A 25,867-nucleotide genomic window follows, 5' to 3' on the forward strand; every position below is an offset into this window, starting at 1 on the left:
GTCGGGGATGGAGTTGGGAAGGGTGAGCGGCCCGGGTCAGCCGTCGAGGCCGAGCTCGCGCAGGCGGGCGCGGTAGAGCTCGACATTGCCGAGCTTCACGTCCTCGTAGCCGCGGACCAGGTCGGGCAGGGCCGCCGCCTCGGTGGCGGTGGCGTAGCCGTCGGTGGTGAGCCCGTCCGCGAGGCGGCGGACCAGGTCGGTGTAGTGGGACAGCAACTCCCGCTCCACCTTTCGGACATGGGCGTAGCCGAAGGGGTCGAGCTTGGTGCCGCGCAGGGACTTGCCCTTGGCGAGCAGTTTCAGGGCCACATGGGATTTGGGGGTGAGGCCGATCTTCTTCTTGCGGCCGAGGGCGCGGAGCACCGGGGGATGCAGCTTGTAGGTGAGGTTCTCGCCGCCGGGGACCTGGGCCCGCACCTCGTCGAGGAAGGCCGGGTCGACCAGCAGGCGGGCTACTTCGTACTCGTCCTTGTAGGCGGTGAACTTGTACAGCCCGCGCGCCACGGCCTCGCTGAACTCGGTGCGCTCGGTGACCGCGCGCTCGGCGCTCCAGGCGGCCTGAACGGTGTCGATGTAGCGGCGGGCGACCTTGGCGTTCTGGTAGCCGATCAGCTCGGCGGCCCGCAGCTCCACCAGTCGCCGGACCTCGCCCTCGAAGCTGGTGCCCGCCAGCAGCTCGGCGGGGGCGACGCGCGGAGTGCGCTGTGCCGCAGCGGTATCGGTGGCAGCCGCGAAGGCGGCCGGATCCGCGATGGCCACGCGACCCCAGCGGAATGCCGCGATATTGGCCGATACCGCGACCCCGTTGATGGTGATCGCCTCTTCGATCGCCGCGGCGGGCAGCCGCAGGCCGCCGGTCTGGAAGGCCGCGCCGACCATCAGGAAGTTGGCGGCGGCGGTATTCCCGAACAGCTGCTGCGCGGCCGCCAGGGCATCGAAGCCGAACTGCGAATCCGACACCGCCGCAAGCCGATCCAGTAGCGGACCGGTCTCCGGGTAGGTGACCGACTTGTCGTAGACCATGTCACCGGTCGGGGTCTGGCTGGTCGAGGCGACCACGACCGTCGCAGCCGGATTGCCGTACTGCAGGTTCTTGGGATCGGCGGCGGTCAGCAGATCGATGGCCATGATGCAGTCCGCGCTGCCCGGGGTGAGCCGGTTGGACGGCTCCAATTCCGTTGTGGAGAACCGCAGGTGGGACAGCACCGGCCCGGCCTTCTGGCTGAGCCCGATCTGGTCCAGGCTCTCGACCGCGTACCCGGCCCGCAGCGCGGCGGTGGCCAGCACCTGGTTCACCGTCACGATGCCGGTGCCGCCGATGCCCGCGATGAGCACGTTCTGCGTGCCCAGCGGAGCGCCGAGTCCCGGATCGGCCACCGTGGGCGGCTCGGCCGCCTTCCGGCGCTTCGGAGCGGCCGACTTGGAGCCCTTGCGCCCCTTGGCATCCGGGGTCAACTCCACCGTCACGAACGACGGGCAGTCGCCGTCCAGGCAGCTGTAGTCGGTATTGCAGGAGGTCTGGTCGATGCGCGTCTTGCGCCCGAACTCGGTCTCCACCGGCTGCACCGACAGGCAGTTCGACTTGGTGCCGCAGTCGCCGCAGCCCTCGCACACCGCCTCGTTGATCACCACGCGGGTATTGCGCACCGGCAGCGTGCCGCGCTTGCGCTGGCGGCGGGCGTCGGCGGCGCAGTGCTGGTCGTAGATCAGGACGGTGACGCCCTCGATCTCGCGCAGCATCTTCTGCGCCTCGTCGAGCCGGTCGCGATGCCACAGCAGCGTGCCCTTGGCCAGGGCTTTCCTGTTGTGCCGCTTGGGATCGTCGGCGCAGATGACGATCTGCTTCACGCCCTCGACGGTCAGCTTGTGGGTCAGCTTCGCGACCGTCAGCCCGCCCTCCACATCCTGCGCGCCGGTCATGGCGACGACCTCGTTGTAGAGCAGCTTGTAGGTGATGTTCACCCCCGCCGCCACGCACGCCTGGATGGCCAGCTGCCCGGAGTGGAAGAACGTCCCGTCGCCGATGTTCTGGAACAGGTGCGGCACATCGGTGAACGGCGCCTGCCCGATCCACTGGCTGCCCTCACCACCCATCTGGGTCAGGCCGGTGACCGCGCTGTCGCTGCGCCCGGACAGGGTGACCAGGGTGTGGCAGCCGATGCCGCCACCGCCGATCGAGCCCTCGGGCAGGGCGGTGGAGCGGTTGTGCGGGCAGCCGCTGCAGAAGTACGGGGTGCGCTTGGCGGACAGCACCTCCAGCGAAAGCGCCGGCGGCGGAGCCTTCTTCAGCTCGACCCGCTCGCGCAGCACCCGCCGCAGCGGGGCCAGCAGCCGGCCCGCGGTGAGCTCGCCGTCGAACGGCATGAGCGGCAGGCCGTTTCCATCCAGCTTGCCGAGGATCCGCGGGGCACCGGCGGTGCCGTACAGGATTTCGCGGATCTGGGTCTCGATGAACGCGGTCTTGTCCTCGACCACGATCACCTGCTCCAGCCCCCGCGCGAACTCGGTGACCCGCTGTGCCCCAACCGGATACGGCATCCCGATGCGCAGCAGGCGAATGCCCGCGCGGTGCATGGCCGGCTCGTCCACACCCAGATCGACCAGCGCCTGACGCACCGCGTCGAAGGTGGTGCCGGTGGCCGCGATGCCGACCCGCGCGTGCGCCGGATCCACCTCGATGACGTCGAGATCATTGGCCGTCCCGAAGGCGCGCACGGTGGCCCAGCGCGGCCCGTACAGGTCGGCCTCGGCCAGCACACTGTCCGCGGGCGCCGCCATCGGCCGCTGCCGGTAGGCGAAAGTCTTTCCCTCCCACTGCACTTCGGGTACCGCGATGGGGAGCTCGGCGACCGAGGAATCCACCGTCCACGCGCCGTCGGCGACATCCGCCACGATCTTCAGGGCCACGATGCAGCCCGAGGCCCGCGACAGCGCCACCCCCTGCATGCCCATGGTGATGATCTCGCGGGCATTGCGCGGGAACAGCACCGGCACACCCATGGCCGCCAGCGACCGCTCGCTCACCGCGGGCACGGTCGAGGACTTCGAGGCCGGATCGTCGCCCACCAGCAGCAGCACGCCGCCGCGCGGATTCACCCCGTACATATTGGCGTGCCGGATGGCGTCGGTGGCCCGGTCGACGCCGGGCCCCTTGCCGTACCACACACCGACGACGCCGTCGTGCGTCGCCGTCCCGGCGGGCAGATCCGCCTGGCTACCCCACACCGAGGTGGCGGCGAGCTCCTCGTTGAAGCCCGGCACGAAGGCGATGTCGTGTTCGGACAGCACATTCGGCATGCCCAGCAGCATCTTGTCGACCCCGCCCAGCGGGCTGCCCTGATACCCGGACACGAAGGTCGCGACCCGGTGGCCGGCGCGCATATCGCGGACATGCTGTTCCACCAGCAGGCGGGCGATGGCCTGCACACCGGTGAGAAGGACCGGGCCTGCGCCGGACCGGTAGCGGTCGGCGAGGTCGTAGGGCGTAGCCGGTTCGGCCTGTCGGGCAGGCGCGCAGGCAACGTCGGTCATGAACAGTCACCACACTCTCCACAGCCCAGATCGTGAGCTGCAAACCAAGGGACCAAAGCGATCGGTGCAGCGAAATCTGCCGTGATGTGTGATCTGTGTCAACAGATGCGCGAAAAGTTGATCAGACTGCTCAAAAGTGATCTGGAACACTGTGACGTACGTAGCATTTTGCTCGAGCGTCCACGCGGAAGTCCGCTCGAGTGTCCTCGGTTCGTCATTCGGCGGGCTGGCTCGTCAGATGCTCGACGAGCGGCAGCGACCGGTACTCGACCGGAGTCGCGAGGGCCAGCATGGTTTCGGTGTGCTTCACGCCGGGAATCGCGTGCACGCGCTGGATGATGGACAGCAGATCCGGCTGGGACCGGGCCGCGATCCGCACCAGCAGATCTCCGCGCCCGGTCGTCGCGTGCACCTCGAGCACGTTCGGGAACTCCCGCAATGCCTCGACGATGTCGTTCATCTTGTTCTGGTTCAGCTCGATGCCCAGGAACGCGTGCACCGCGAACCCGATGGCCTGCAGATCCACGTCCGGCGGATACCCCCGCACCGCGCCGGACGCCTCGAGCCGCTTCATCCGCGCCTGCACGGTGTTGCGCGCGATCCCCAGCCGCTGCGCCAACTCCAGAATCGGCACCCGCGGATCGGCCGCCAACTCCGCGAGCAGCGCGGAATCGAGACCGTCGATCTTGATGCTCATGCCGCATTGTCGCACAGCGGCAGGCCGGGGCCGGCGGACCGGAACCATCGCTTCGACCCGCCGGCCGTGGCTCAGTTCGGGCCCAGGACCACGGCATTGCCGTCGCGATCCCCCGTCGAGGGCCGTTCGCTACGTGCCATTGCACCGCGCAGGGAGGCGAGCAGTGCGGGGGATACGGGGACGATCAGGTCCACGGTGCGATCGGCCGGGGTGCCCGCGGAGTGCGGTCCGCCGACCCGGGTGGGCTCGTTGAACGACAGCTCGCGATGCAGGGACGCGAGGTTGAGCAGCTCCAGGGCCTGGCCCGGGCGTTCGGGGGCCGAGTGGTCGATCATGGTGGAGCGGATGATCAGATGACTCGAATCCTGCTGGGGGAGGACCAGTTCCAGCAGGCGGGTCTGGCAGGGCCATTCGCACAGGCCGGAGGTGAGTACGTGCCAGAATCCGCCCGCGGGGTCCTCCTGCGGATCGGGGGGACGGCGGCGCAGGGTCACCTCGTTGCGGTGCTCGTGCCCGGCGATCCACAGCACCACATTGCCGAAGCGGTGCAGCAGCGCCTCCAGATAGGCTGCGAGGTAGCGGGTTTCGCCGTCCGGGTCGGGTGTCGAGTTGGTCAGCATGCCCAGACCGTGGTGGGAGGCGATGATCATGGCGCGGTCCCGGTTCCCGGTCCGGACGATCGCGCCGTCCTCGCCGCGATACGACGAGTGCGCCGCGATCAGCTGATCGACCAGCCAATCCCATTGGCGTGCACCGATACTGCCGGTGACGTGCCCGGCGGGGTGGGTGGAGTCCAGCACGATCATCCGCACACCGGGGACGGCATCGTAGCTGTAGTAGGTGGTGCCCTCGATCAGGTTCTGCTCGGTGAAGCCGTGGCCGCGCGGCTCGGTGGGGCTGTCCAGATGGGCGCGCACGTATTCGGCGGGAAAGGTCACCGGTTCAGCCCACGGATTCCGGTGCGGCCGAACCGGATTGTGCCCGGCCGGAGATCTCCGCCGAGAGCTCTTCCAACGTGCGGCCCTTGGTCTCCGGGGCCAGCGTGGCCGCGATTGCCAGGCCGATGACACTCGCGCCCACGAACAGCCACAGCACGTGGTGCAGACCCCACGACTTGATCAGCGTGGGCAGCCACAGGGCGCCGATGATCGCGCCGATCCGCGACACCGCGGTGCCCAGGCCATTGGCGGTGGCGCGCACGGCGGTCGGGAAGACCTCGCTCGGATAGACCAGGTTCACGATGCCGGGGCCGGAATTGGCGAACAGCACCGCCGCGCCGAGTAGTACCACCAGGCCGGTCAGTCCCGGGTTCTGCCAGAGCGCCAGCACCGTCAGGGCGAGGAACATGCCTATGAAGCCGACGATCAGCAGCGGACGGCGGCCCACCCGGTCCACCAGGGCGACACCGGTGAACGCGCCCGCGACGCCGACCAGGACGATGATCAGCGAACCGGTGTAGGTACCGGTCGTGCTGGTCGTGACCTGCTCGAGGATGGTCGGCGTGTACAGCGTGATGCCGTAGTACGACAGCGTGTACATGAACCAGAACCCGCAGCAGAAGAACGCATAGCGCAGCAGCGGCATGGTCAGCAGCGTGCGCCACGGCGAATCATGCTGCGGCGCAGCGGGTCCGGACAGTCGTGCGGTGGCGTCGCCGAGTCCGGTGAGCACGGCGTTCGCCTCTTCGGCGCGGCCCTGGGCGGCCAGCCAGCGCGGGGATTCCGGGATGCTGCGCCGCATCCACAGCACGATCAGCGCGAACACCGCGCCCAGGACCAGCATGACGCGCCACATGGCGTCGCCGAGCGGGAGCAGGGCCAGCGCGAAGGCGTAGGTGGTCGCCGCACCCACGAACCAGGTGGCGCCGAGTCGGCACATGAGGCTGCCGCGGCGTTGGGCGGGCGCGTATTCCGCGAGCAGCGAGGTGGAGATGGTGTAGTCCGCGCCCAGGGCCAGGCCCAGCAGGAAGCGGCAGACCAGCAACTGCCAGGCGTCCTGGGCCAGCGCGGCGACCAAAGCGAAGAAGACGAACCCGATGAGGTTCACCAGGTACATCTTCTTGCGGCCCAGCCGGTCGGTGAGGCGGCCGAAGACCAACGCGCCCACGAACATTCCGACCACCGCGGCCGCGGAGAGCGCACCGGCCATGAAGGTGGACAGGTGCCACTGCTTGGTGACGGTCGGCAGCGCGACCGCGATCACCGTGATGTCGAAGCCGTCGAGGAACATGCCGGCGGCCGAGAGCACGGTCACCTTGCGGTGGAAGGTGGTCAGCTTGGTGGAGTCGAGGACTGAAAAGGCATCGCTGGACACGATGGTCCTTCCTGGAAGATCGAATTGCTCAATCGTTTTAGCAAAGGTAGAGGCGTCGAAGCGAGCACTCGCACCGGACGTTGTCGAGAGTTCAGAGCGCGGTCATCCGAGTTCAGCCTCCGTTCGCTAGTGTTTCTCTCCGTGGTAGCCGGGAGCGAACCGATCACGCAGCGCGATGTGGCGATATCGCTCGGAGTCTCCATTTCGGCGGTCAGCCTGGCACTCGCCGGGCGGCCCGGCGTCAGCGACCAGCTGCGAGAACGCATTCTGCAACGCGCCACCGAACTCGGCTACCGGCCCAATGCCTCCGCGGTCGCCCTGCGTACCCGGCGCACCCGGGTACTGGGACTGCTCATCCGCAACCTGCGCAACCCGCACTTCCTGGATGTGATCGACGGCTTCGACGAAACCTGTTCCGCCGCGGGCTACGACGTCATGGTCGGCTCCTCGCGCTACGACGCCGGCCGGGAGCGGCAGCTGCTCGACGCTTTCCAGCATCGGGCCGTGGACGGGCTGGCCATCGCGCCCATCGGCACGAGTCCGTATGCGCGGGAATGGCATTCGGTCACCCGGCGGCCGGTGGTGCTGCTCGACACCGCCGATCGCGAGCAGCCCGGGCTCACCATGAGCGTGCGCTCGGACCAGGAGATCTCGGTCGATCTCGCGGTGCGGCATCTGCTCGGACTGGGACACCGGCGGCTGGCCATGGTGGTGGCGCCGCCGGAGAAGTCCCCGGATCCCGAACGGCTGGAACGCTTCCGGCAACTCGGCGCCGAACTCGGCTTCACTGCCCTCCCGGTGACCACCGAACTCTCCGCCGACGCGGCCCGCCCCGCCGTCACCGCGGCCCTGCGGGCGCACCCGGACGAGCGGCCCACCGCATTCATCACCAACAGCGACTACATCGCCCACACCGTCTACCTGTCCGCCGCCGACTGCGGGCTCCGTGTGCCCGAGGACGTTTCGGTCATCGGCCACGACGACCTCCCCACCTCCCCCTCCCTGTCCCCGGCCCTGACCACCCTGGCCGTGGACCGCCACGCCATCGGCTGCCGCGCCGCCACCCTCCTGATCGACGCCCTCCACTCCCGCCCGATCGACCAGCCCAACATCGTCGTCCCGGTCCACCTCGAGATCCGATCCTCAACCGCCCCACCACCCCGAACCACCTAGATCGCACCGCGCCCCGGCCCGGCCGGCAACCGCCGCTGACCCGGATCGGATCGGTCTGCATCGGCGACCGCATGGCCTACATCAACCCCGACGAATGCACCGACTGCGGCGCCTGTGAACCGGGCTGCCCGGTCGAGGCCATTTACTACGAGGGCTATGCCGGATGGGCAGGAGGAGTTCATCGCCGAGAATCGGCGGTTCTTCGACGAGCCACTGCCCGGCCGCACCGAGGCGCTCGGAGCGCCCGGCGGGGCCTTCCGATCCGGCAAGGCGGGCGTCGACACGCCGTTCGTGGCGGCGTATCGGAGGTAGGGCTGGGGGCAGTCCGGCGAATCCCTTGTGGCAGAACGCGGTACCCGCCGACGGCATGCCGGTGACCCCCGTATCGGGACCCTGCCGCTAACGCGAGTTCCCGGGACCCCGATGATCTAGAGGTGACACGTGCGCGGCGGGATGCCATGAAGACCAGGTCAGTGGCGATTCTCGCGATGGGCGCTGCCCTCGCGGCGGTGGCCACCGGGTGCGGGACCACCACTACCTCCGCGGGCCCCAGTTCCACGGCCCCCACCTCGGCTCCCGCCGCCGCCCAGCAGTCCGACGCCCCGGCGGGCAGCGGCCACGGGCTCTGCCTCGACATCAATTCCGACCTCGCCCGTGAGGCCATCGCGCGGCTGTCGCCGCCGCCGGTCGGCGGGTGGAAGACGGGTCAGGCCGCCGATGATCAGATCTCCGCGGGTTGTGCCGGGGTGCTGTCCTGGATGACGGTGAATTCCGACACCAACCACCCGTACACCCACGTTCTGTTCTTCACCAACGGCACATATCTGGGGACGGCCACCCCCAACCCGTACATGTACACGATGGTGACCGGCAAGACCCGCACCTCGCTGTCGCTCACCTACCACTGGCTCAACGGCAACGACCCCATGTGCTGCCCCCAGGGCGGACCCAGCGTGGTCACCTTTACTCTCACCGGCACTACTGTGAAGGCCGACGGCCAGCTCCCGCCGCACAATTGAGCCGTCCGTCACCCGAGGAGACGTCCCGCGTGCGAGTTGGAATCCTGTCCTTCGCGCTGGTCGTCGCCACCGCCCTGCTGACCGCCGACACCGCGGCCGCGCCGCCGCGTCCCGCCCCCATCGCGGCGGTCGGCGGCCGGCTCACCCCGCCCATGGGCTGGAATTCGTGGAATTCCGGAATTCCGCTGACCGAGCAGAACATCCACGAGGTCATCGACACCATGGTCGGCTCCGGCATGCGCGACGCCGGATACCGCTACGTGAATCTGGATGCCGGATGGGCGGCGCCGAAACGCGACGCCGCCGGGAACCTGCGGGCCGATCCGCAGCGGTTCCCGCACGGCATGGCCGCGCTCGCCGACTACGCGCACGCGCGCGGCATGTATCTGGGCCTGTACTCGAGCCCCTACAACGAGACCTGCGGGCAGACGCCCGGCAATGCCGGGCGCGGGCACGAGACCGCGGATGCGCGGACCTTCGCGGCCTGGGGCGTCGACTTCCTCAAATACGACTGGTGCCGGGCCGACACCGACCTCGCCGAGCAGGTGCCCGCCTTCGCCGCCATGCGGGATGCCCTGCGCGCCAGCGGGCGGCGGATCGTCTACAGCATCAACCCGAACAGTTCCGGCAACCTGCACGCGGGCGGGGACTACGACTGGTCGGCCATCTCGGATATGACCCGCAATACCGCGGATCTGATTCCGCTGTGGCACAACGGGTCGCCGGATCAGCATCTGGCCACCCGATCCGGGCGCGGCCTGATCGGTGTCACCGACGAGCTGGGGGCCGCCGAACCGCTGGCCACCCGCTCCCGCCCCGGCTACTGGAACGATCCCGACATGATGGTGGTCGGGCTGCCGCTGACCGAGTTCATCGGCGCGCATCTGGCGGGCTATCCCGCCGATGTCCTGGCCGGGCCGTTGACCACCCGCCAGATTCTGGAACTCGAGACGTCGTTCGATCTGTCGCCCGAGGTGGTCGGCCGCCTGCGTGATCCGCAATTCAGCCTCGATCCCGAGGAGCAGCGCGCGCACTTCTCGCTGTGGGCCATGCTCGCCGCGCCGCTGATCGCCGGCAACGATGTGCGTGCGATGTCCGAGCAGACCCGCGCCCTGCTGACGAATGCCGATGTCATTGCCGTGGACCAGGATTCGCGGGTGGCGCAGGCGACGCCGCTGCCGGGGGACGGGCGGATTCTGGTCAAGCCGCTCGCCGGCGGCGCGGTGGCGGTGGCCGTGTTCAATCCCGGCGATCGGGCGGCGACCATCGAAACCGGGCTGGCCGCAACCGGATTGCGGCAGGCGGAGTGTTACTCGGTGCGCAATCTGTGGACGCACACCGACACCACGACCACCCGTGCGCTGCACGCCGCCGATATTCCGGCGCACGGTGTGGCCATGTTCGAGGTCGGTTCCGGCTGCGCGGCAATTCCATCCGGAGAGTAGACAGTAGAACTATCCGATAGTTACGCTATCCATTATGGATGCCAGCACTGAGCCCGAATCCGCCGCCGAACCCGGCCCCGCCTCGGGGGTCAGCAGGCGACGGCTCCTCACCACCACCGGAGTCGCCGCGACCCTCACCGCGGCGGCGGGCGCGGCCGGCGGCATCGCCCTCGTTCAGGGCGGGGCGCCGACTCCCGTGGTAAAGCCTTCCGGCGCACGGCGTTTCGACCGGAAGGTAGTGCTGATCACCGGCGCCACCTCCGGAATCGGCCGCTCGGCCGCCCTGATGTTCGCTGCCGAGGGCGGGCACGTCGGATTCTGCGGCCGCAGGGAACAACTCGGCCGCCAGGTCGAGCAGCAAATCCGGGCCGTGGGCGGGGAAGCCACCTACATCCGGGCCGATGTCCGGGTGGAATCCGATGTGCGCCAGTTCGTGGACACGGTCGCCGACAAGTACGGCGGGCTCGACGTCTGCTTCAACAATGCGGGCATCACGCTGCAGAAAGCCTTGCACGAGTACAGCTCCGCCGAATGGGACGACGTCGTCGATACCGACCTGCGCGGCAACTTCCTGGCCTTGAAATACGAGATCCCGCACCTGATCGCCCGCGGCGGCGGGGTCGTGGTCGTCACCTCCTCGTCCAACGCCATCGCCACCACCGAGGGCCGGGCCGCCTACACCGCCGCCAAACGCGGGCTGGTCGGCATGGTCCAAGCGGCGGCCTACGACTACGCGGACAAGAACATTCGCATCAACACCCTCATCCCCGGCACCACCGACACCGAACTGGTCCGGCGCGCGGCAGGAGCGATGAACCTGCCCGACGAGGTATGGAAGACCATGACCGAGGTCTACGGCAAACAGCACGTCCCCGGCCTGCGCCGCATGGCCACCCCCGACGAGATAGCCGCCTTCGCCCTGGCCCTGGCCTCCGACGACTTCCCGTACATGACCGCCGCCCAGATGGTGATCGACGGCGGCAAAACCGCCTACGCGGGATAGCGGTGACTTCGGATCAACGGGTCTGCGTGATGCGGCTGTGGACCTCGGCGGCTACCGCGGCGTCGCCGCGGGGGGTGGGGTGGAAGGGGAGGCCGACCAGGTTCACCTTGGGGTCCAGGACGGAGAGGAGCCAGGGGTCGGGGGAGCAGAGGCCGTGGCCGGCGGTGGGGGTCCGGGCGTCGACGAAGTCGATGGAAAGGGCTTGGGCGGCATCGCGTTCGGCGTCGTCCAGGCGGTTCCAGAATTCGTTGATGGCAGTGGCTCGGGGCTGGACGTAGCGGAAGACGCCCAGGACGTCGAGACACCAGGCGGTCGAGTTCGCCGGGGCCAGTTCGGGATAGCCGACCAGTTCGATCTTGGCGTTGGGGGCGTAGTACTTCACATACTCGACGACTTTGCGGATGCGGTCGGCGTAGGCCGGTCCGTTGACCGTTTCGAGGTCGGGCCATCGGCCCTGGGACACCGCGTCGGCGTCGCAACCCTGAGAGATGTTGAACGCGCAGGTCAATTGGGCGGGGGCATCGGCGGTGGTCGCCGAATCATGCGGCCACTCGTCGTTGGCTCCCAGCTGGATCGCCACCACCTGGGTGCGTGGCCCGAACGCCCCGTTCTTGGCGGCCTTGATCGCCAGCTGCGCCAGGGTGTAGCCGTCGCGGCCCGGAACCTGCTGCCCGCTCGAGGTCACGGGGCCGCTGTCGATCGACGCGTTGGTGCAGGTGGCGTTCTCGAAGTCCGAGGTTCCGGCGACGCCCATGAGCGCGCTCAGCTGGACGGGCCAGGACGTGTCGCGGTGCAGGCATTCGTGTGCAGCGACGTCGTTGTTGCCGTCGCATTTCACCAGGACCCCATCGCACGGCGGGTTCGCGGCGAACGAATCACCCATGACCACAAGCGTTTTGCCCTCGACCGGAGCCGGTTCGTCGGCGGCGGCGGTGCCTATCGAGCCGGCCGCGGCGAGCACGGCGACGGCGGCGGCCAGTCTGAGTGGAAGCACGGCCCCGCTGCTGGTCCTGAAACTGATCAATGCAAATCCTCGATGACGTCGGCACTCTCGCTCAAGAGGCCGGTGGGACAACCATATAGGTCAACTTCGGCCAGGCGACGGACATGGGAACCAGGGGCTCGCGGCAGATCCACACGGTCACGTGGTGATTCTGTCCGGCGATGCCGAGCGGGTTGTCCATCTGCAGAGCCGGTGTGGTGTGGGCGAAATTGGCCAGGAAGGCCCGCAGCTCCGGTCCGTCGTTGTAGCCGACGTACATGACGGTCGTGGCCGAGTCCGGCGGCGGACCCCATTCGGCGAAGCCACGATTGGGACTGTAGACCGGCGGAATCCATTGGGACCGACCGTAATGGTCGAGCGCTCCGGCCTCGTTGTAGGCCTCGGTGACGACGACGGCACCGGCCCGTTCCTCGGCCGGCAGGCCGCCCGCCACCTTGTGCACCGCGTCGGCCAGGTCCTCCCAGTTGTCGTTGCCGTAGTGCTGCAGAAAGCCCCAGTAGCCGGTGTCCGGCACGTCGATCCAGCTCTTGGGGTAGGGGAGCACCGCCAGGCAGGCGGTCAGCACCGCCGAGAGGACGGTGAGGCCGGTGAACAACCGCCGCAGCAGCAGGGCGCGGGTACCCGCGATGTCCAGGAAGCCGGACAGGATCGACGCGCCCGCGCCGAAGATCGCGGGAACGATCCCGGCGACGTAATAGGACCGGCCGTGCCCGGTGACGACCAGCACCACCATCAGCAAGGCGGCGATCAGCACGAACCGATACGGCCGCAGCTTCGGCTCCCGAGCCAGGCCGTACAGGCCCAGCACGCCCAGCCCGCCGCCGAGGAATCCGGTGACCACCATGATCGCCACGACCGTTCCCAGCTGTCCGCCGTCGCTCCCCGCCGTTTCCTGGGCGATGGCGCTGTTGGTCGCCAGCTGTGGCCAATGGTGGGAGGCCTGCCACAGCAGGGCGGGCGTCATGGCGGCCGCGAAGATCAACAGCCCCGCCCACAGTGCGGGGCGGCGCAAGACCTCGCGGGGTCCGACGGCGAGAACGCCGAGGGCGACACAGGCCCCCAGCATCAGCACCAGCCATTTGTCCTGCACGTCGATCGCCGCCGCCACACCCGCGGCGATGAGCAAGCGGTCCTGGCGGGTGCGCGCCCAGCGAACCAGCAGCCAGATGATCAACGCCTGGCACGCCACGTCGAATGCGACGCTGTCCAGCACGGTGTAGGCGACGACGAACGGTGAGACGGCGTACCCCGCCGCGGCGAGCATCTGGTAGCGCGGCCGCGCACCACATTCGCGGGCCACCGCCGCCGCGAGGACGGACACCGCGATCAGCAGCAGCAACCCCGGGATCCGCAGCGCGAGAACCGATCCGGGGGCGATCACGTCGGCTGCCCGCGCGATCAGCGGTATCACCGGTCCGTTGTCGACGTAATCGACCGCCAGGCGCCGGCCGCACGCGAGGTAGTACAGCTCGTCACCGGCGAGCTGGAACCGGGCCGCGGAGACGGACCAGACGAGCGTGATCAACCCCGAGACCAGCAGGACGCCCCGCCACGCGAATTCGGGTGGCGCCGAGGTCGATTCGGATTCTGGGGTGTACGTGAGCGTCATTGCTTCTCCGATGGATGCGCCACGGCGGTACTCGTCCGGCTGGCAGGGCGAGGCCGTGTCAGTGCGCGACGTGGCTGTAGACGGCGGCGGCCACGGCGGCGTCCCCGCGGGGTGAGGGATGGAACGGCAAGCCGGCCAGGTTGATCTGCGGATCGAGGAAGCCGTTGAACCATGGATCGGCGGAACACAATCCGTGCCCGGCGGTCGCCTGCTGCACGTCGACGAAGTCGATCTGGAGCATCCGGGCCGCGTCGCGTTCGGCGACCTGCAGGCGGTTCCAGAACTCGACCATGGCCCGAGCCCGCGGCTGGACCCAGTGCACGAGCCCGAAAATGTCGAAACACCAGTCCGCAGCGCCCTCCGGCGCCACCTCGGGATAGCCGACCAGTTCGATCTTGGCGTTGGGCGCGTAGTACTTCACGTACTCGACGACCTTGCGCATGCGGTCGGCGTAGGCCGCGCCGGTGATCGCGTCGAGGGTCGGCCACCGCCCTTCGGCCACCGCGTTCTCGTCGCAGCCCTCGAGGATGTTGAACACGCAGGTGAACACCCGGGTCGCGTCCGCGGTGACCGCGCTGTCCTTCGGCCACGCGTCGTTGAAGCCCAGCTGGATCGCCACCACCTGGGTCCGCGGCCCGAACGACCCGTCCCGAGCGGCTTGGAGCGCCTCCTGCGTCAGGGTGTATCCGTCCCGGCCGGGAACCTTCTCCCCGGTCGATGTCACCGGACCGGTATCGATGGTCGCGCTGGAGCACGAGTTGTTCTCGAAGTCCTCGGCGGCGATGCCCATCAGCCCACTCAGTTGAACGGGCCACGAGGTTGGGCCGTGTAAACAGGCCTGCAGACCGGTGCTGTTCTCGTCCGCGCATTTCACCAGCACCGCATCGCACGGTGGGTTCGCGGTGTACGAGTCACCGAGCACGACGAGCGCGCGGCCCGGTGCCGGTGCGGGTTCGGCGTCGGCCGTGCTCACCGACACGGCCGCGGCGAGCACGCCGACGGCGGCGCCCAGCCGGAGCCGGAGCACGGCCCGGCCTGTAGTCCAGGAACTGGTCAATGCAAATCCTCATCGGGCCACGGCCAGCCCGCATAGGGTGTCGACCATGACGCAGGTCACAGCGTCTGACAGATAAAGCAAAATATCTCCTTTTCACTTTCTCGGCAAGCAAGTGGTTGGTGGACTGCCGGACTCGCCGGGTGGTTACTCCGGCTCACAAGGTCGGATGACTCGAAATTCACTCAGTCGACGCCTGATTCGGGTTTCGGGCGGCGAATCTGGCGTCCTCATACTGCTTTTCGCCTCGTGGTGGCCATCTGAACGGGCCGGGTGGTGTCTGCGGCGTCCGGTGCTCACGCCTCGTAAATGGTTGGTGGAGAGGTGAATTCGGACAATTTGCCCATCGATAGGGGTCTCAGGGTCGCGGCGGAACACCCGTGCGAAACTCGAGCCGATGATCACCTACTTGCAAGCCGCTGTCATCGGCGCCGTACGCGGAATGCGGTCGCCGGTTCGGCCGCCGTGAGGCCCACCGGTCCGTTCACCCCGCCGGACCGAAGCACCCCACCAGACCGACCGCCCACTGGCCGCCCTGAGCCCCCTGGACGCCATCGGTGTCGGTTTCGCCCAAGCCGGCGCACTGCTGACCGGCTTCAGCCGCGCGGGACTCACCATGGTCGGCGGCCTGTGGCGCGGTCTGGAACACGAGCACGCCGCCAAATTCGCCTTCCTGCTCGCCACTCCGACGATTCCGGGCGCCGGCCTGGTCGAGCTGCCGGAGCTCGCCGAACCGAGGATCGCCGCCATCCGCGGCCCGGTACTCCTCGGCGCCTTCGTCTCCGGAACCTGCTCGTGGCTGGCGGTGCGCTACCTGGAGCGCCACTTCCGCACCCGCACCCTCCTCCCGTTCGCGTCCTACTGCATCATCGCGGGCACGCTGTCGATCATCCGATTCGTGTGAGACGGAATCGAATCCCCTGGAATGGGGTTGCGTTCTGCGACAAGCTCCTCGAGGCCGTACCCGAGCTTCCGGTCGAATACTTCGCCCGATGCCGAGCCGGATCTCGCCGATCGTGATGGCGCTCGAGTAGAGCTGGTTGAACAAGCGCACCGCTATCGTCGGGACGACAATCGGAGAGTCCGAGATCTCGGGATGTGCGGAACGGAAGTATCGATGACCGGAGCGAGTTCGACAATGCAGTCCGCGGCCGGAACTCGCCTCAATCGGCGGGGCCGGGAGACCCGGCAACGGCTGCTCGACGTCGCCATCAGCTGTCTCGCGGAGGGGTCGGGCGAACCGCTCTCGGCGAATCGGGTCGCCCGTGAGGCCGGGGTCAGTTGGGGCACCTTGAAACATCAGTTCGGCGACATCGACGGACTGTGGGCCGCGGTGCTCATCGAGTTGACCGATCGCAGTGGAGCGAACAGTCCCGAGACCTGGCCGCAGGTCACCGGCTCGATCCGGGAGCGGGTGTGGCAGGTGGTCGATGCCATCTGGACCATCCTGGATGCCCCCGAGGGGCGCGCGGTCGAGGCGCTGCGCGCCGGTTTGCCCAATGGTCAGGCGGAACGGCTCGAGGTCTTCCCGCGGACCGCGGCGGCCATGGCTGGGTACGAAGACGCCTGGCTCAGGGCTTTCGAGTACTTCCTTGCGGATCTGCCCGTCGATTCGGACAAGGTGCGCGGGGTCCGGACCCTGATTCCGATGGCTATGCGTGGCATCAATAACGAGCGTCGGCTGTCTTCTCCTGCCGAGCTGGCGGCCGCGCGCCACTGTCTGGTCGACGCGATAGCGGTCTACCTGCAGTAACCGAGATTCTTTGAGAACCCTCGTTGACAATTGCGAGTGGGGGGTCCACTGTTACCCCCAGCTTTCGCAATCCAGTCAGGAGTGACCATGTCTCCGTCTCCCGATGACCAGGGCATGCGCCTGCAACGCAGCAGCCGCGACACCGCCGCCCTGATCCCGCGCCTGACCGAATGGCTGGCCACACAGCTGCCCGAGCAAGCCGACCCGGTGCTCACATTGGGATCCGGCATCGACAGCAACGGCATGTCGGCGGAGACCCTGACCCTGACACTGACCTGGCGTGAAGGCGGCGACACGCAGGTCGCCGATCTGATCGCCCGGGTGGTGCCGGCCCCCGGCGATTTCCCCGTCTACGAGCACTACAACCTGCGCGACCAGTTCGACGTCATGCGCATCGTGGCCGAAGTGAGCGACGTCCGCGTTCCCCGGGTGCGGTTCCTCGAGCCGACCGGTGACGTGCTGGGTACGCCCTTTCTACTGATGGACCGTGTCGACGGCCTGGTGCCGCCCGACGTCATGCCCTACACCTTCGGCGACAACTGGCTCTTCGACGCGGGCCCCGAGCAGCAGCGCCGACTTCAGGACTCCACGATCGAGGCGCTCGCCAAACTGCACGCAATCCCGGACGCGTCCACCACTTTCGCGTTTCTCGACCCGCGGCAGCCCGGTTCCAGCCTGCTCGAACGAAACCTCAATCGAGCCCAGGCGTGGTACCGGTTCGCGGCTCGCGACATCGGCGCATCGCCGTTGGTGGAGCGAATCCTGAAGTGGCTTACGGCCAATCTTCCGGAGCCGGCGTCCGGTGAGACCGTGCTGTCCTGGGGTGATGCGCGGCTCGGCAACTGCATGTACCGCGACTTCGCGCCGGTCGCGGTGCTCGACTGGGAAATGGCGACGATCGGCCCCCGGGAGCTCGACGTGGCCTGGGTCGTGTTCGGGCACCGCGTCTTTCATGCCATCGCCAACAACTTCGGCCTGCCCGGCATGCCGGACTTCATGCGTGAGGAAGACGTACGGGCAACCTACGCCGAGCACTCGGGCGTGCAGCTCGCCGATCTCACCTGGTACACGATGTTCGCCGCCCTGAACTACTGCGTCGTTTTCTTGCGCGCGGGCGGTCGGCAGATCCATTTCGGCGAGATGGAACGGCCCGATGACATCGAGCTGCTGCTCCACCACAGGTCGCTCGTCGAAGAACTGCTCGCCGAGCTCGGCGCCTGATACCTGGCATCACCCTTCATCGTTCCGAAAACCATTGGGGAAGTAAAACTCTCGTGATCGAACAACTGAACGAACTGGCCTACTACTGCATCACCAGACATCCCGCCGACGCTCGTGTCCTGCTCCCGGAGGCCCGCGACGCGGAGCGGCTCGGCCTCGGCTCGTGCATGATCGGTGAACGGATGACCGTCAAAGACTCCGCCGTCCTGTCCGGCGGCCTGGCCGGGTGCACGACCGATCTCGGAATCGCCGCGGCGGCAACGAATCACCACACCCGGCACCCGATGGTGACGGCGACGATCGGTTCGACCATGCAGGCCATGACCGAAGGCCGATATGCCATGGCATTCGGCCGCGGCATGGCGGCGAACTGGAAGGCGATCGGCCTGCCCGCCGTCACCGAAGCGCAACTGCGGGATTTCGTCGGAATCCTGCGTCGCCTCTGGGCCGGGGAGACCATCCTCGACCACGACGGGCCCGCCGGTAAGTGGCCAGTCCTGTACCACCAGAACGGCCTCGAGGACTCGCCCCCGATCGGCTTCGTCGCGGTGGGCCCGAAGACCATGGAGCTCGCCGGTGCGATCGGCGACTTCGTCGTGCTGCACACCTTCTTCTCTGACGAGGCCACCGCGAATTCCGTTGCGGCAGTGCGCCGTGGCGCTGAACGGGCGGGCAAGGATCCCGACAGCGTCCGCATCTGGTCGTGCCTGGCGACCGCGAGCGACGCGCTCACTCCGGAGGATCAGCTACGTCGCCGCACCGGCCGCCTGGTGACCTACCTGCAGGCGTACGCCGACATCCTGATCAGCGCCAATGGTTGGGATCCGCAGGTCTGGGACCGGATCCGCACCACGCAGCTGTACATGGACGCCGCGGCGGCGGGCCCGATCGACGCATCCGCCTCCGCCGAGGTCCTGGAGCAGCTCGACGCCCTCATCCCGGACGAATGGCTCGCCTCGGCCGCATACGGTACGCCCGAGCAGTGCGTGAAGAAGATTTCACGCGAATACGACCTCGGCTGCCACTCGGTGATCATGCACGGCGCGAGCCCGCACGAGCTGGCATCGGTGGTGTCCGCCTACCGCGCCAACCGACCCACGCTGCGCCGGGCTGTGGCGGCGAACCCGGGAAAGTTCGCCTGAGGCAGGATCAACGCCGGTGCCGGATGGAGCGAAGCCTTCGTTCAGTCCAGGTGCCGGCGTACTTCGGCGGCGAAGCCCGATACCCCGGATCGGTCGAGGACATCGAGCAGGACCTGGAGGTGTTTCGGGGGTCGCTTGTGCTCGGCGACCTGCGTTCGGAGCATTCGAAGGACCTGCCCTGGGGCTGGATCCAGCATGTCCAGCAGAAAGTCGTCCGGATGCATCAGTTCGGGGAACCCGTCGCCGATGGGTCTGACCTTGAAGTCCTTGATATTGAAGGTCAGCAGCACGTCGGCATTCCTGTAGCGCGGCCGCAAGAACGTATCTCTCCTTGGGGTGGTTCTCCATCCGCTCGGTCAGCTCTTCATAGCCCTCGACCATTGCGTCGGGAAGAACGTCCGCAATGTGTCGATCAAGCGGTCGACCTGTACGGTCCGGTGGGCGTCATCGCCGTGCGCGGCTGCGCGATTGCGTTGCAACTCGGCCAGGATCTCGGCTGACCATAACGGTTGGATGAGAGCTGCTTCGGCCAGGCGCAGCACCGTATCGCGCAGATGTGCCGGATACAGGACGCAGGTATCGAGAAAGACTCGCTGCACGGCTCAGTGCCGTTTCAGTGGCTCCGGGGGAGTCTCGTCGTACAGTCCTAGATCCTCGGAGATCCTGGTGAGTTCGGACAGTCCTGCCGTGCGCTCGGCACGTCGGTATTCGCGAAACGCCAGGACATCGGTGAGACGTACTCTGCGGTGCCGACCCGGCCGGGTGAACGGAATCGCACCGGAGTCCAGCAGCTTCACGAACGTCGGCCTGCTCATGCCCAGCAATTCGGCCGCCTCCTGTGTGGTCAGCGTGGTGTGCAGTGGTGCGACGGTCACGGCTTTGCCCTCGGACAGGGCGTGGGCTACCAGGCGCAATGCTTCGAGGACCTCTGCCGGTAGCGCCACGACCGCGCCTTCGGGGGAACGCAGGATCGCCGCCTCGATCGCGGGCGACGTGTCCAGGAATCTGCGCAGCTCCGCGATCTGATCCGGATGCTCCGGCAGCAGCGTGCGCTCGTTCAGTGTCTCGGTCATCGTGTCGGCCTCCGGCGGTCGGCCTCCATTATGCCGATCTTTCGAATAATTCGAAAGGAGTTGGCCGGCCAGAGCGAATGGTTCGACTACCCATGGACGCATCGGCTTGATCTTTGCGAGCTGGAATGCGAAGCGTCCGAACGACTTCGACCGGCCGCGTGTCGGAGCTACGTTGGCAGAACTGCGTCCGGAACCTGGTCAGAAGTTGGAAATACTCGAGTAAAAGAGTTCGGCCCAGGTCAGAAAGGATTCTCCGACCTGGGCCGATTGGGGTGGCTGACGGGACTCGAACCCGCGACACCCAGGATCACAACCTGGTGCTCTACCAGCTGAACTACAGCCACCATTGCCGGTAACTTCCGGCGCGGTAGAGCTTAACCGGTCCGCGCCGTGAGTACCTAATCGGCTGTTCAGGATGGGTTTGCGGGGGGTTCGGCCGGGGTGGAGAGTTCGGCGGCGACGGCGGCGATCTCGGCGGTGGAGGGGCCGGGGGCGGGGACGAAGGCGGTGCGGCGGTAGTACTCGAGCTCGCGGATGGATTCCTTGATGTCGGCGAGGGCGCGGTGGGCGAGGCCCTTCTCGGGCTGGCCGAAGTAGATGCGCGGGTACCAGCGCCGGGCCAGTTCCTTGATGGAGCTGACGTCGATCATGCGGTAGTGCAGGTGGGCGTCGAGGGCCGGCATGTCGCGGGCGATGAAGCCCCGGTCGGTGGCGATGGAGTTGCCGGCCAGCGGGACCGTGCGCGCGGTGGGGACGTACTGCTTGATGTAGTCGAGGATCTGCTGCTCGGCCTCGGCGACGGAGACGGTGGAGCGGCGGACCTCCTCGGTCAGCCCGGAGCGGGCGTGCATCTCGGCCACCACCGGCGGCATGGCGGCCAGCGCGTCGTCGTCGGCGTGGATCACGATGTCCACGCCCTCGCCGAGGATATTGAGGTCACTGTCGGTCACGAGTGCGGCCACCTCGATCAGCTTGTCGCTGTCGAGCTGTAGGCCGGTCATCTCGCAGTCCATCCACACCACGTACTTGTCCACCCGCCAAACACTAACGCTTCGCCGTTCGGCGACCCGGAGGCCCGGCCGCGTCGAGCCCGCTCGGCCGCCCGACCGGGCAGTATCGTTCACACCAGTCCCGCATAACGAGCGGTCGGCATGTTGGTTGGGCATTCCCAGGGCAGTAGTTCACAGGGCAGTCGCAGTTGGCAGAGCAGACGGAGGATGCGCGATGACCACCCCGCAGGAGAAGGCAGCGGCGGCACGGAAGGCGGCGGAGGAGGCGGCGCGGATCGCGGCGGAGGCGGCGGCCGCCGCCGAGGCCGCGGAAAAGGAAGCTGCCGATCAGGAGGCGGCGGCCAAGTCCGCTGAGACGGCTCCGGGGGGCAACGGAATGCCGAAAACCGCTGCCGCGGAATCTGATCAGGCCGCCGAGGACGAGGCCGCCGCACAGGAGATCGCGGCGGGATACGCCATGGAGGGCCTGGCGTTGGAGCTGGGCACTGTGATCGTCGGCGACACCGTGCATCCCGATGCGCGGGTACGGATTCCGATGAAGACCATGAACCGCCACGGCCTGGTCGCGGGCGCCACCGGTACCGGAAAGACCAAGACCGTGCAGGGCATCGCCGAGCAGCTCTCGGCGGCGGGCGTGCCGGTGGTGCTGGCCGATATCAAGGGCGACCTGTCGGGTCTGGCGCAGCCGGGGCAGGCGAACGACAGGCTGCTGGCCCGCGCCCGGGAGACCGGCGATCCGGACTGGAAGCCGCAGGGCTTCCCGTGTGAGTTCGTCTCCCTCGGCACCGGGGGGATCGGTGTGCCGATTCGCGCCACCATCACCTCGTTCGGCCCGATCCTGCTCAGTAAGGCGCTGGGGCTCAACGAAACCCAGGAATCCACCCTCGGCCTGATCTTCCACTGGTCGGACCAGAACGGCTTGGCGCTGCTGGATCTGAAGGATCTGCGCGCGGTCATCCAATACCTCACCAGCCCGGAGGGTAAGGAAGATCTCAAGGGCATCGGCGGCGTCTCCGCGCAGACCGCGGGTGTGATCCTGCGCGCACTGGTGAATCTGGAGGCCGACGGCGGCGACACCTTCTTCGGCGAACCCGAGCTCGAGCCCGCCGATCTCATGCGCACCGCGGGCGGGCAGGGCGTCATCACCCTGTTCGAGCTGGGCGCGCAGGCCGCGCGGCCGCAGATGTTCTCCACCTTCCTGATGTGGGTGCTGGCCAACCTGTTCCAGACGCTGCCCGAGGTCGGCGATATGGACAAGCCCAAGCTGGTGTTCATCTTCGACGAGGCGCACCTGCTGTTCACCGGCGCCTCCAAGGCGTTCCTGAACCAGGTGGAGCAGACGGTGAAGCTGATCCGCTCCAAGGGCGTCGGCGTCTTCTTCTGCACCCAGCTGCCCACCGACATCCCGAATCCGGTGCTGTCCCAGCTGGGTGCGCGCATCCAGCACGCGCTGCGCGCCTTCACGCCGGAAGATCAAGCGGCACTGTCGAAGACGGTGCGCACCTATCCCAAGACCGCCACCTACGATCTCGAAAAGGCGCTCACCTCACTGGGTACCGGCGAGGCCGTGGTGACGGTGCTGTCGGAGAAGGGAGCGCCGACACCGGTCGCCTGGGCGCGCATGCAGCCGCCGCGCTCGCTCATGGACACCATCGGAGACGACGGAATCCGTTCCCGCGCACAGCAGTCCGCGCTGTACGGCAAGTACGGGACCACCATCGACGCGGAATCGGCCTACGAGATCCTGACCGCGAAGATTCAGGCGACCGCGCAGCGGCAGGCCGACGAGGCGGCGGCCAAGGGCTCGCGCTCGGCCAAGCCTGCCCCGCCGGAGGATTCGATGGCCGAGAAGATCATCAGCAACCCGGCCTTCAAGAACTTCCTGCGATCGGCGGCCACCGTCGCCGGGCGCGAGATCAGCCGCAGCATCTTCGGCACCCGGAAGCGGTAGCTCGGCTCAGCGCCCGATATCGCGGCTGAGCAGATCGTCGATGGTTTCGCGCCGGACCAGTTCCCGGCACCCGCCGTCGCGGACCGCGACGATCGGCGGGCGGCCGACGCCGTTGTAGGACGAGGCCAGGCTGTGGTGGTACGCCCCGGTGCAGGGCATGGCCAGCACCTCGCCGGGCCGCAGGTCGGCCGGCAGCCGGACGTCGCGGGCCAGGATGTCGCCCGCCTCGCAGTAGCGTCCGGCGATGGTGGCGGTCATGTGCGGGCCGGTGGGATGCCGGTTGGCGACCACGGCGTCGTAGCGCGCGCCGTAGAGGGCGACCCGCGGGTTGTCGCTCATACCGCCGTCCACGGTCACGTACGTGTGGCCGTGCTCGACGTGTTTGACCGACAGCACGCGGTACAGCGTGACGCCCGCCCGCGCCACGATGGCGCGGCCGGGTTCCAGGGCGATGCGGGGCCGCGGGAAGCCGTGCCGGGCGCAGGCGGCGTCCAGCGAATCCTCGATGATGTCGGCCAGTTCGGCCAGGTTCATCTCGGCGTCGCCGCTGCGGTAGGCCACCGCGTGCCCGCCGCCGAGGTCCAGGTCGGTCAGGGTGAGGCCGAATTCATCGCGGATGCGGGCCATTTCGGCGATCATGCGCCGCACCGCCTCGCCGTAGGGGAAGGTGTTGTAGATCTGCGACCCGATATGGCAGTGCAGCCCGGCCAGGGTCAGATTTGGTTGCCGCACAATGCGATCCACCGCCTCCGTCACCGCCCGCCCGCCGATCGGGAAACCGAACTTCTGATCGGTGACGCCGGTGCGGACCGCCGGATGTCCGTCGATGTCGATATCGGGGGTGACGCGCAGCAGCACCCGCTGCGGCCGCTCGGCCAGCGCCGAGAGCAGCGTGATCTCGGTGAGCGAGTCGATCACGATGCGCCCGACCCGGCAGTTCACGGCCGTCTCCAGTTCGGCGAAGGGTTTCCCGTTGCCGTGCAGCACGATCCGCTCCGGGTCGGCCCAGCTGGACAGGGCCACCGCCAGCTCCCCGGCCGAGCACACGTCCAGCGACAGCCCCTCGTCGGTGATCCATTCGGCGACCGCGCGGGTGAGCAGTGCCTTGCCCGCGTAGATGATCTCGGCGTCGGGGAACCGAGTGCGGTAGGCCTGACAGCGGGTGCGCACCTCGCCCTCGTCGAGCACATACGTCGGCGTGCCGTATTGATCGGCGATGTCGGCCAGCGCCACGCCGCCGACGGTGATGCGCCCGTCGGCGTCGTAGTGGGTTTCGCGTGGCCAGACCGCCGGATCGAGCCGGGGGACCATGCCCCCGTCACGCAGCGACGGGAAGATCTCGAGCAGCGTCAAGACGTCTCCTGGTGAGAGCTCCCCGCTTTCTCTCATGCGGGGCCGACACCAGGACTACGCCCGATTGCGCGGTCCGGAATGTCCGGCAACGTCCCCTTTACGAGCGTCCCGCCGATCTTGACGGTTTGCTGATCAGCTGCCGAGCTTCTTGTAGGCGGCGCCAGCCACCACCGAGGTGATCGAGCGCGGCCCGAACTGCCCGGCCAGGCTCATACCCTTGCTGATCAGGCCCGGGACCACGCGCATCTTGTTGCGGGCGAGCGCGTCGATGGTGATCTTGGCGGTGTGGGCGGCGGTGACCCAGATGAACTCCGGGATCTTGTTGCCCATCTCCTCCTGGTCCGGGTTGTCGGTGCGGACCGGGCCGGGAGCCAGCAGGGTGACATTGATGCCGGTGCCCTTGAGCTCACCGCGCAACGACTCGGAGAAGGTGTTCACGAACGCCTTGCTCGCGGAGTAGGTGGTGTTGTTCGGAATCGGCATATTGCCCGCCGCCGACCCGGTGACGAGGATGCCGCCCGCCCGGCGCTCCAGCATGCCCGGCAGCACGGCCAGCGTGAGATCGTGCACGGCAACGGCATTCAGTTCCATGATGTCGCGCTCGTAGTCCAGGTCCAGCTTGGCCAGCGGGCCGAAGGTGGAGACACCGGCGTTGTTGCAGAGGATGGCGATGTCCCGCGCGGCCAGCTCCTTGGCCAGCGGCGCGCGCTGATCGCGGTCGGACAGGTCCACCGCGCGCACCTCGGCGGTGATGCCGTACCGCTCGGTCAGCCGCTGTGCCAGCTCGGCCAGCAGGTCGCCGCGGCGGGCGACGAGGATCAGCGAGTAGCCCCGCGAGGCAAGCTCTTCGGCGAGGGCGGTGCCGATCCCGGAGGAGGCTCCGGTGACGACGGCACGATTGTCGGCGGTGGGTACAGGCAGGCTCACGGGACCCGAGCCTACCGATGTTCGCGCGGATGGGGCGCTCGGCGTGCGGGTGGAGTGGACGAAAGGGAAACCACCCCACCCGCACGTCCGTGTTCCCGCCGTTCAGCGCGTGTCCGGTGGGCGGATCAGGAGGTGCCGGCCGAGATCAGGCGGTGCACTTCGAGATGAGGACGCTGGCCTGGGATGGATCCGCGCTGCCCAGGCTCACCATCAGGGGGTTCGGGTCCGGGCCGCTGGCCGCGAGGGCATTGCGCTCGGCGGCGGCCAGGTTGTTGCCCAGGCCGGTGTACAGGCGGCCGTCGCGGTCCACGAGGGCGGCGCAGCCGTTGCTCCAGCGCAGCGCCACCGCACAGTTGGAGAAGCCGCACTCGTCCATGGCGTCGGCATCGGCGCGGCCCTGGTCGGGCGCGTTGTAGGCGTAGCCGATGGACCACTGGTCGCCCCGGTCGGCGACGGCGAAGGAGCCGTAGTAGTCGTAGTCGGCGTGCGCGGTTCCCATGCCGGCGCTCATCAGCGCGGCGGCGGCGGAGGCCACCGCACCGGCGGCGGTCTTACGAGACAGATGCATAGAGAATTTCTCCCCCAGGATC

24 protein-coding genes, 1 tRNA gene and 1 pseudogene are annotated in these 25,867 nt (G+C 68.1%); 11 read left to right on the forward strand and 15 right to left on the reverse strand.

What is annotated here, in order from left to right; genetic code table 11:
- Positions 1–36: 36 nt before the first annotated feature.
- The 4 genes from ACFXKA_RS25580 to ACFXKA_RS25595 form a co-directional block, all read right to left on the reverse strand.
- The gene (locus tag ACFXKA_RS25580) at positions 37–3,531 is read right to left on the reverse strand and encodes an indolepyruvate ferredoxin oxidoreductase family protein (RefSeq protein WP_379429196.1); all 3,495 of its coding nucleotides are present in this window, start codon (positions 3,529–3,531) and stop codon (positions 37–39) included.
- Between the two features lie 214 nt (positions 3,532–3,745).
- The gene (locus ACFXKA_RS25585) at positions 3,746–4,228 is read right to left on the reverse strand and encodes an Lrp/AsnC family transcriptional regulator (protein ID WP_354834356.1); all 483 of its coding nucleotides are present in this window, start codon (positions 4,226–4,228) and stop codon (positions 3,746–3,748) included.
- A gap of 71 nt (positions 4,229–4,299) precedes the next feature.
- Complete coding sequence (locus tag ACFXKA_RS25590; RefSeq protein ID WP_379429197.1) at positions 4,300–5,166, reverse strand: metallophosphoesterase family protein; 867 nt, start codon at positions 5,164–5,166, stop codon at positions 4,300–4,302.
- A 4-nt stretch (positions 5,167–5,170) separates the two neighbouring features.
- Positions 5,171–6,541, reverse strand: coding sequence for an MFS transporter (locus tag ACFXKA_RS25595; protein ID WP_379429198.1), 1,371 nt, complete (start codon positions 6,539–6,541; stop codon positions 5,171–5,173).
- A gap of 141 nt (positions 6,542–6,682) precedes the next feature.
- On the opposite strand from ACFXKA_RS25595, the gene ACFXKA_RS25600 reads away from it, so the two are divergent.
- The 6 genes and pseudogenes from ACFXKA_RS25600 (at position 6,683) to ACFXKA_RS25625 (ending at position 11,181) form a co-directional block, all read left to right on the forward strand.
- A complete protein-coding gene (locus ACFXKA_RS25600; protein WP_379429199.1) occupies positions 6,683–7,714 on the forward strand; it encodes a LacI family DNA-binding transcriptional regulator in 1,032 nt (343 codons plus the stop codon).
- A gap of 71 nt (positions 7,715–7,785) precedes the next feature.
- Positions 7,786–7,830: pseudogene (locus ACFXKA_RS25605) on the forward strand (4Fe-4S binding protein); the annotation flags it as partial.
- 40 nt (positions 7,831–7,870) lie between these two features.
- Positions 7,871–8,026 carry a hypothetical protein gene (locus tag ACFXKA_RS25610; RefSeq protein ID WP_379429257.1) on the forward strand — a complete coding sequence of 52 codons (156 nt, stop codon included), beginning with the start codon at positions 7,871–7,873 and terminating at the stop codon, positions 8,024–8,026.
- 122 nt (positions 8,027–8,148) lie between these two features.
- On the forward strand, positions 8,149–8,733 hold the full coding sequence (locus tag ACFXKA_RS25615) for an LppP/LprE family lipoprotein (RefSeq protein ID WP_379429200.1): 585 nt from the start codon (positions 8,149–8,151) through the stop codon (positions 8,731–8,733).
- A gap of 29 nt (positions 8,734–8,762) precedes the next feature.
- Complete coding sequence (locus tag ACFXKA_RS25620; RefSeq protein ID WP_379429201.1) at positions 8,763–10,178, forward strand: glycoside hydrolase family 27 protein; 1,416 nt, start codon at positions 8,763–8,765, stop codon at positions 10,176–10,178.
- Between the two features lie 34 nt (positions 10,179–10,212).
- Positions 10,213–11,181 carry an SDR family NAD(P)-dependent oxidoreductase gene (locus tag ACFXKA_RS25625; protein WP_379429202.1) on the forward strand — a complete coding sequence of 323 codons (969 nt, stop codon included), beginning with the start codon at positions 10,213–10,215 and terminating at the stop codon, positions 11,179–11,181.
- Between the two features lie 13 nt (positions 11,182–11,194).
- On the opposite strand, the gene ACFXKA_RS25630 is transcribed toward ACFXKA_RS25625, so the two are convergent.
- The 3 genes from ACFXKA_RS25630 to ACFXKA_RS25640 all read right to left on the reverse strand — a co-directional run bounded on the left by ACFXKA_RS25630 (position 11,195) and on the right by ACFXKA_RS25640 (position 14,820).
- Positions 11,195–12,175: an SGNH/GDSL hydrolase family protein gene (locus tag ACFXKA_RS25630; RefSeq protein WP_379429203.1), complete on the reverse strand. Its 981-nt coding sequence runs from the start codon at positions 12,173–12,175 to the stop codon at positions 11,195–11,197.
- A gap of 61 nt (positions 12,176–12,236) precedes the next feature.
- Complete coding sequence (locus ACFXKA_RS25635) at positions 12,237–13,793, reverse strand: ArnT family glycosyltransferase (protein WP_379429204.1); 1,557 nt, start codon at positions 13,791–13,793, stop codon at positions 12,237–12,239.
- Between the two features lie 58 nt (positions 13,794–13,851).
- Positions 13,852–14,820, reverse strand: a complete 969-nt coding sequence (locus ACFXKA_RS25640) for an SGNH/GDSL hydrolase family protein (protein WP_379429205.1) — start codon at positions 14,818–14,820, stop codon at positions 13,852–13,854.
- Between the two features lie 553 nt (positions 14,821–15,373).
- On the opposite strand from ACFXKA_RS25640, the gene ACFXKA_RS25645 reads away from it, so the two are divergent.
- From ACFXKA_RS25645 to ACFXKA_RS25660, 4 genes are all read left to right on the forward strand, one after another.
- On the forward strand, positions 15,374–15,751 hold the full coding sequence (locus ACFXKA_RS25645) for an undecaprenyl-diphosphate phosphatase (protein ID WP_379429252.1): 378 nt from the start codon (positions 15,374–15,376) through the stop codon (positions 15,749–15,751).
- A 213-nt stretch (positions 15,752–15,964) separates the two neighbouring features.
- A complete protein-coding gene (locus tag ACFXKA_RS25650) occupies positions 15,965–16,600 on the forward strand; it encodes a TetR/AcrR family transcriptional regulator (RefSeq protein ID WP_354834387.1) in 636 nt (211 codons plus the stop codon).
- 87 nt (positions 16,601–16,687) lie between these two features.
- The gene (locus ACFXKA_RS25655; protein ID WP_379429206.1) at positions 16,688–17,821 is read left to right on the forward strand and encodes a phosphotransferase family protein; all 1,134 of its coding nucleotides are present in this window, start codon (positions 16,688–16,690) and stop codon (positions 17,819–17,821) included.
- A gap of 56 nt (positions 17,822–17,877) precedes the next feature.
- On the forward strand, positions 17,878–18,963 hold the full coding sequence (locus tag ACFXKA_RS25660) for a TIGR03857 family LLM class F420-dependent oxidoreductase (RefSeq protein WP_379429253.1): 1,086 nt from the start codon (positions 17,878–17,880) through the stop codon (positions 18,961–18,963).
- Between the two features lie 41 nt (positions 18,964–19,004).
- Here ACFXKA_RS25660 and ACFXKA_RS25665 read toward each other — a convergent pair whose 3' ends face one another.
- From ACFXKA_RS25665 to orn, 5 genes are all read right to left on the reverse strand, one after another.
- Positions 19,005–19,280 carry a hypothetical protein gene (locus tag ACFXKA_RS25665; protein WP_379429207.1) on the reverse strand — a complete coding sequence of 92 codons (276 nt, stop codon included), beginning with the start codon at positions 19,278–19,280 and terminating at the stop codon, positions 19,005–19,007.
- A 39-nt stretch (positions 19,281–19,319) separates the two neighbouring features.
- The gene (locus ACFXKA_RS25670) at positions 19,320–19,562 is read right to left on the reverse strand and encodes a hypothetical protein (protein WP_379429208.1); all 243 of its coding nucleotides are present in this window, start codon (positions 19,560–19,562) and stop codon (positions 19,320–19,322) included.
- A 3-nt stretch (positions 19,563–19,565) separates the two neighbouring features.
- Entirely contained in the window at positions 19,566–20,036 is a 471-nt protein-coding gene (locus ACFXKA_RS25675; RefSeq protein WP_354834393.1) for an excisionase family DNA-binding protein, read from the reverse strand.
- Between the two features lie 268 nt (positions 20,037–20,304).
- Positions 20,305–20,380: transfer RNA gene (locus ACFXKA_RS25680), tRNA-His, on the reverse strand.
- A 66-nt stretch (positions 20,381–20,446) separates the two neighbouring features.
- On the reverse strand, positions 20,447–21,070 hold the full coding sequence (gene orn / locus ACFXKA_RS25685; RefSeq protein ID WP_379429209.1) for an oligoribonuclease: 624 nt from the start codon (positions 21,068–21,070) through the stop codon (positions 20,447–20,449).
- A 190-nt stretch (positions 21,071–21,260) separates the two neighbouring features.
- On the opposite strand from orn, the gene ACFXKA_RS25690 reads away from it, so the two are divergent.
- Positions 21,261–22,997, forward strand: coding sequence for a helicase HerA-like domain-containing protein (locus tag ACFXKA_RS25690; RefSeq protein WP_379429210.1), 1,737 nt, complete (start codon positions 21,261–21,263; stop codon positions 22,995–22,997).
- 6 nt (positions 22,998–23,003) lie between these two features.
- Here the strand turns inward: ACFXKA_RS25690 and lysA are convergent, their stop codons facing one another.
- From lysA to ACFXKA_RS25705, 3 genes are all read right to left on the reverse strand, one after another.
- Complete coding sequence (lysA, locus tag ACFXKA_RS25695; RefSeq protein ID WP_354834402.1) at positions 23,004–24,350, reverse strand: diaminopimelate decarboxylase; 1,347 nt, start codon at positions 24,348–24,350, stop codon at positions 23,004–23,006.
- Between the two features lie 132 nt (positions 24,351–24,482).
- The gene (gene cmrA, locus ACFXKA_RS25700; RefSeq protein ID WP_354834405.1) at positions 24,483–25,277 is read right to left on the reverse strand and encodes a mycolate reductase; all 795 of its coding nucleotides are present in this window, start codon (positions 25,275–25,277) and stop codon (positions 24,483–24,485) included.
- A 145-nt stretch (positions 25,278–25,422) separates the two neighbouring features.
- Positions 25,423–25,845, reverse strand: coding sequence for a DUF4189 domain-containing protein (locus ACFXKA_RS25705; RefSeq protein WP_379429211.1), 423 nt, complete (start codon positions 25,843–25,845; stop codon positions 25,423–25,425).
- Positions 25,846–25,867 lie beyond the last annotated feature (22 nt).

Source organism: Nocardia sp. NPDC059228 (assembly GCF_042754245.1).
In the GTDB taxonomy this organism is placed as follows: domain Bacteria; phylum Actinomycetota; class Actinomycetes; order Mycobacteriales; family Mycobacteriaceae; genus Nocardia.

Bases quoted from the DNA above. Each gene is read 5' to 3' on its own strand.
- ACFXKA_RS25580 (WP_379429196.1), bottom strand. From the start codon at position 3,531: ATGACCGACGTTGCCTGCGCGCCTGCCCGACAGGCCGAACCGGCTACG.
- ACFXKA_RS25585 (WP_354834356.1), bottom strand. From the start codon at position 4,228: ATGAGCATCAAGATCGACGGTCTCGATTCCGCGCTGCTCGCGGAGTTG.
- ACFXKA_RS25610 (WP_379429257.1), top strand. From the start codon at position 7,871: ATGCCGGATGGGCAGGAGGAGTTCATCGCCGAGAATCGGCGGTTCTTC.
- ACFXKA_RS25625 (WP_379429202.1), top strand. From the start codon at position 10,213: ATGGATGCCAGCACTGAGCCCGAATCCGCCGCCGAACCCGGCCCCGCC.
- ACFXKA_RS25635 (WP_379429204.1), bottom strand. From the start codon at position 13,793: ATGACGCTCACGTACACCCCAGAATCCGAATCGACCTCGGCGCCACCC.
- ACFXKA_RS25650 (WP_354834387.1), top strand. From the start codon at position 15,965: ATGACCGGAGCGAGTTCGACAATGCAGTCCGCGGCCGGAACTCGCCTC.
- ACFXKA_RS25655 (WP_379429206.1), top strand. From the start codon at position 16,688: ATGTCTCCGTCTCCCGATGACCAGGGCATGCGCCTGCAACGCAGCAGC.
- ACFXKA_RS25675 (WP_354834393.1), bottom strand. From the start codon at position 20,036: ATGACCGAGACACTGAACGAGCGCACGCTGCTGCCGGAGCATCCGGAT.
- ACFXKA_RS25690 (WP_379429210.1), top strand. From the start codon at position 21,261: ATGACCACCCCGCAGGAGAAGGCAGCGGCGGCACGGAAGGCGGCGGAG.
- ACFXKA_RS25705 (WP_379429211.1), bottom strand. From the start codon at position 25,845: ATGCATCTGTCTCGTAAGACCGCCGCCGGTGCGGTGGCCTCCGCCGCC.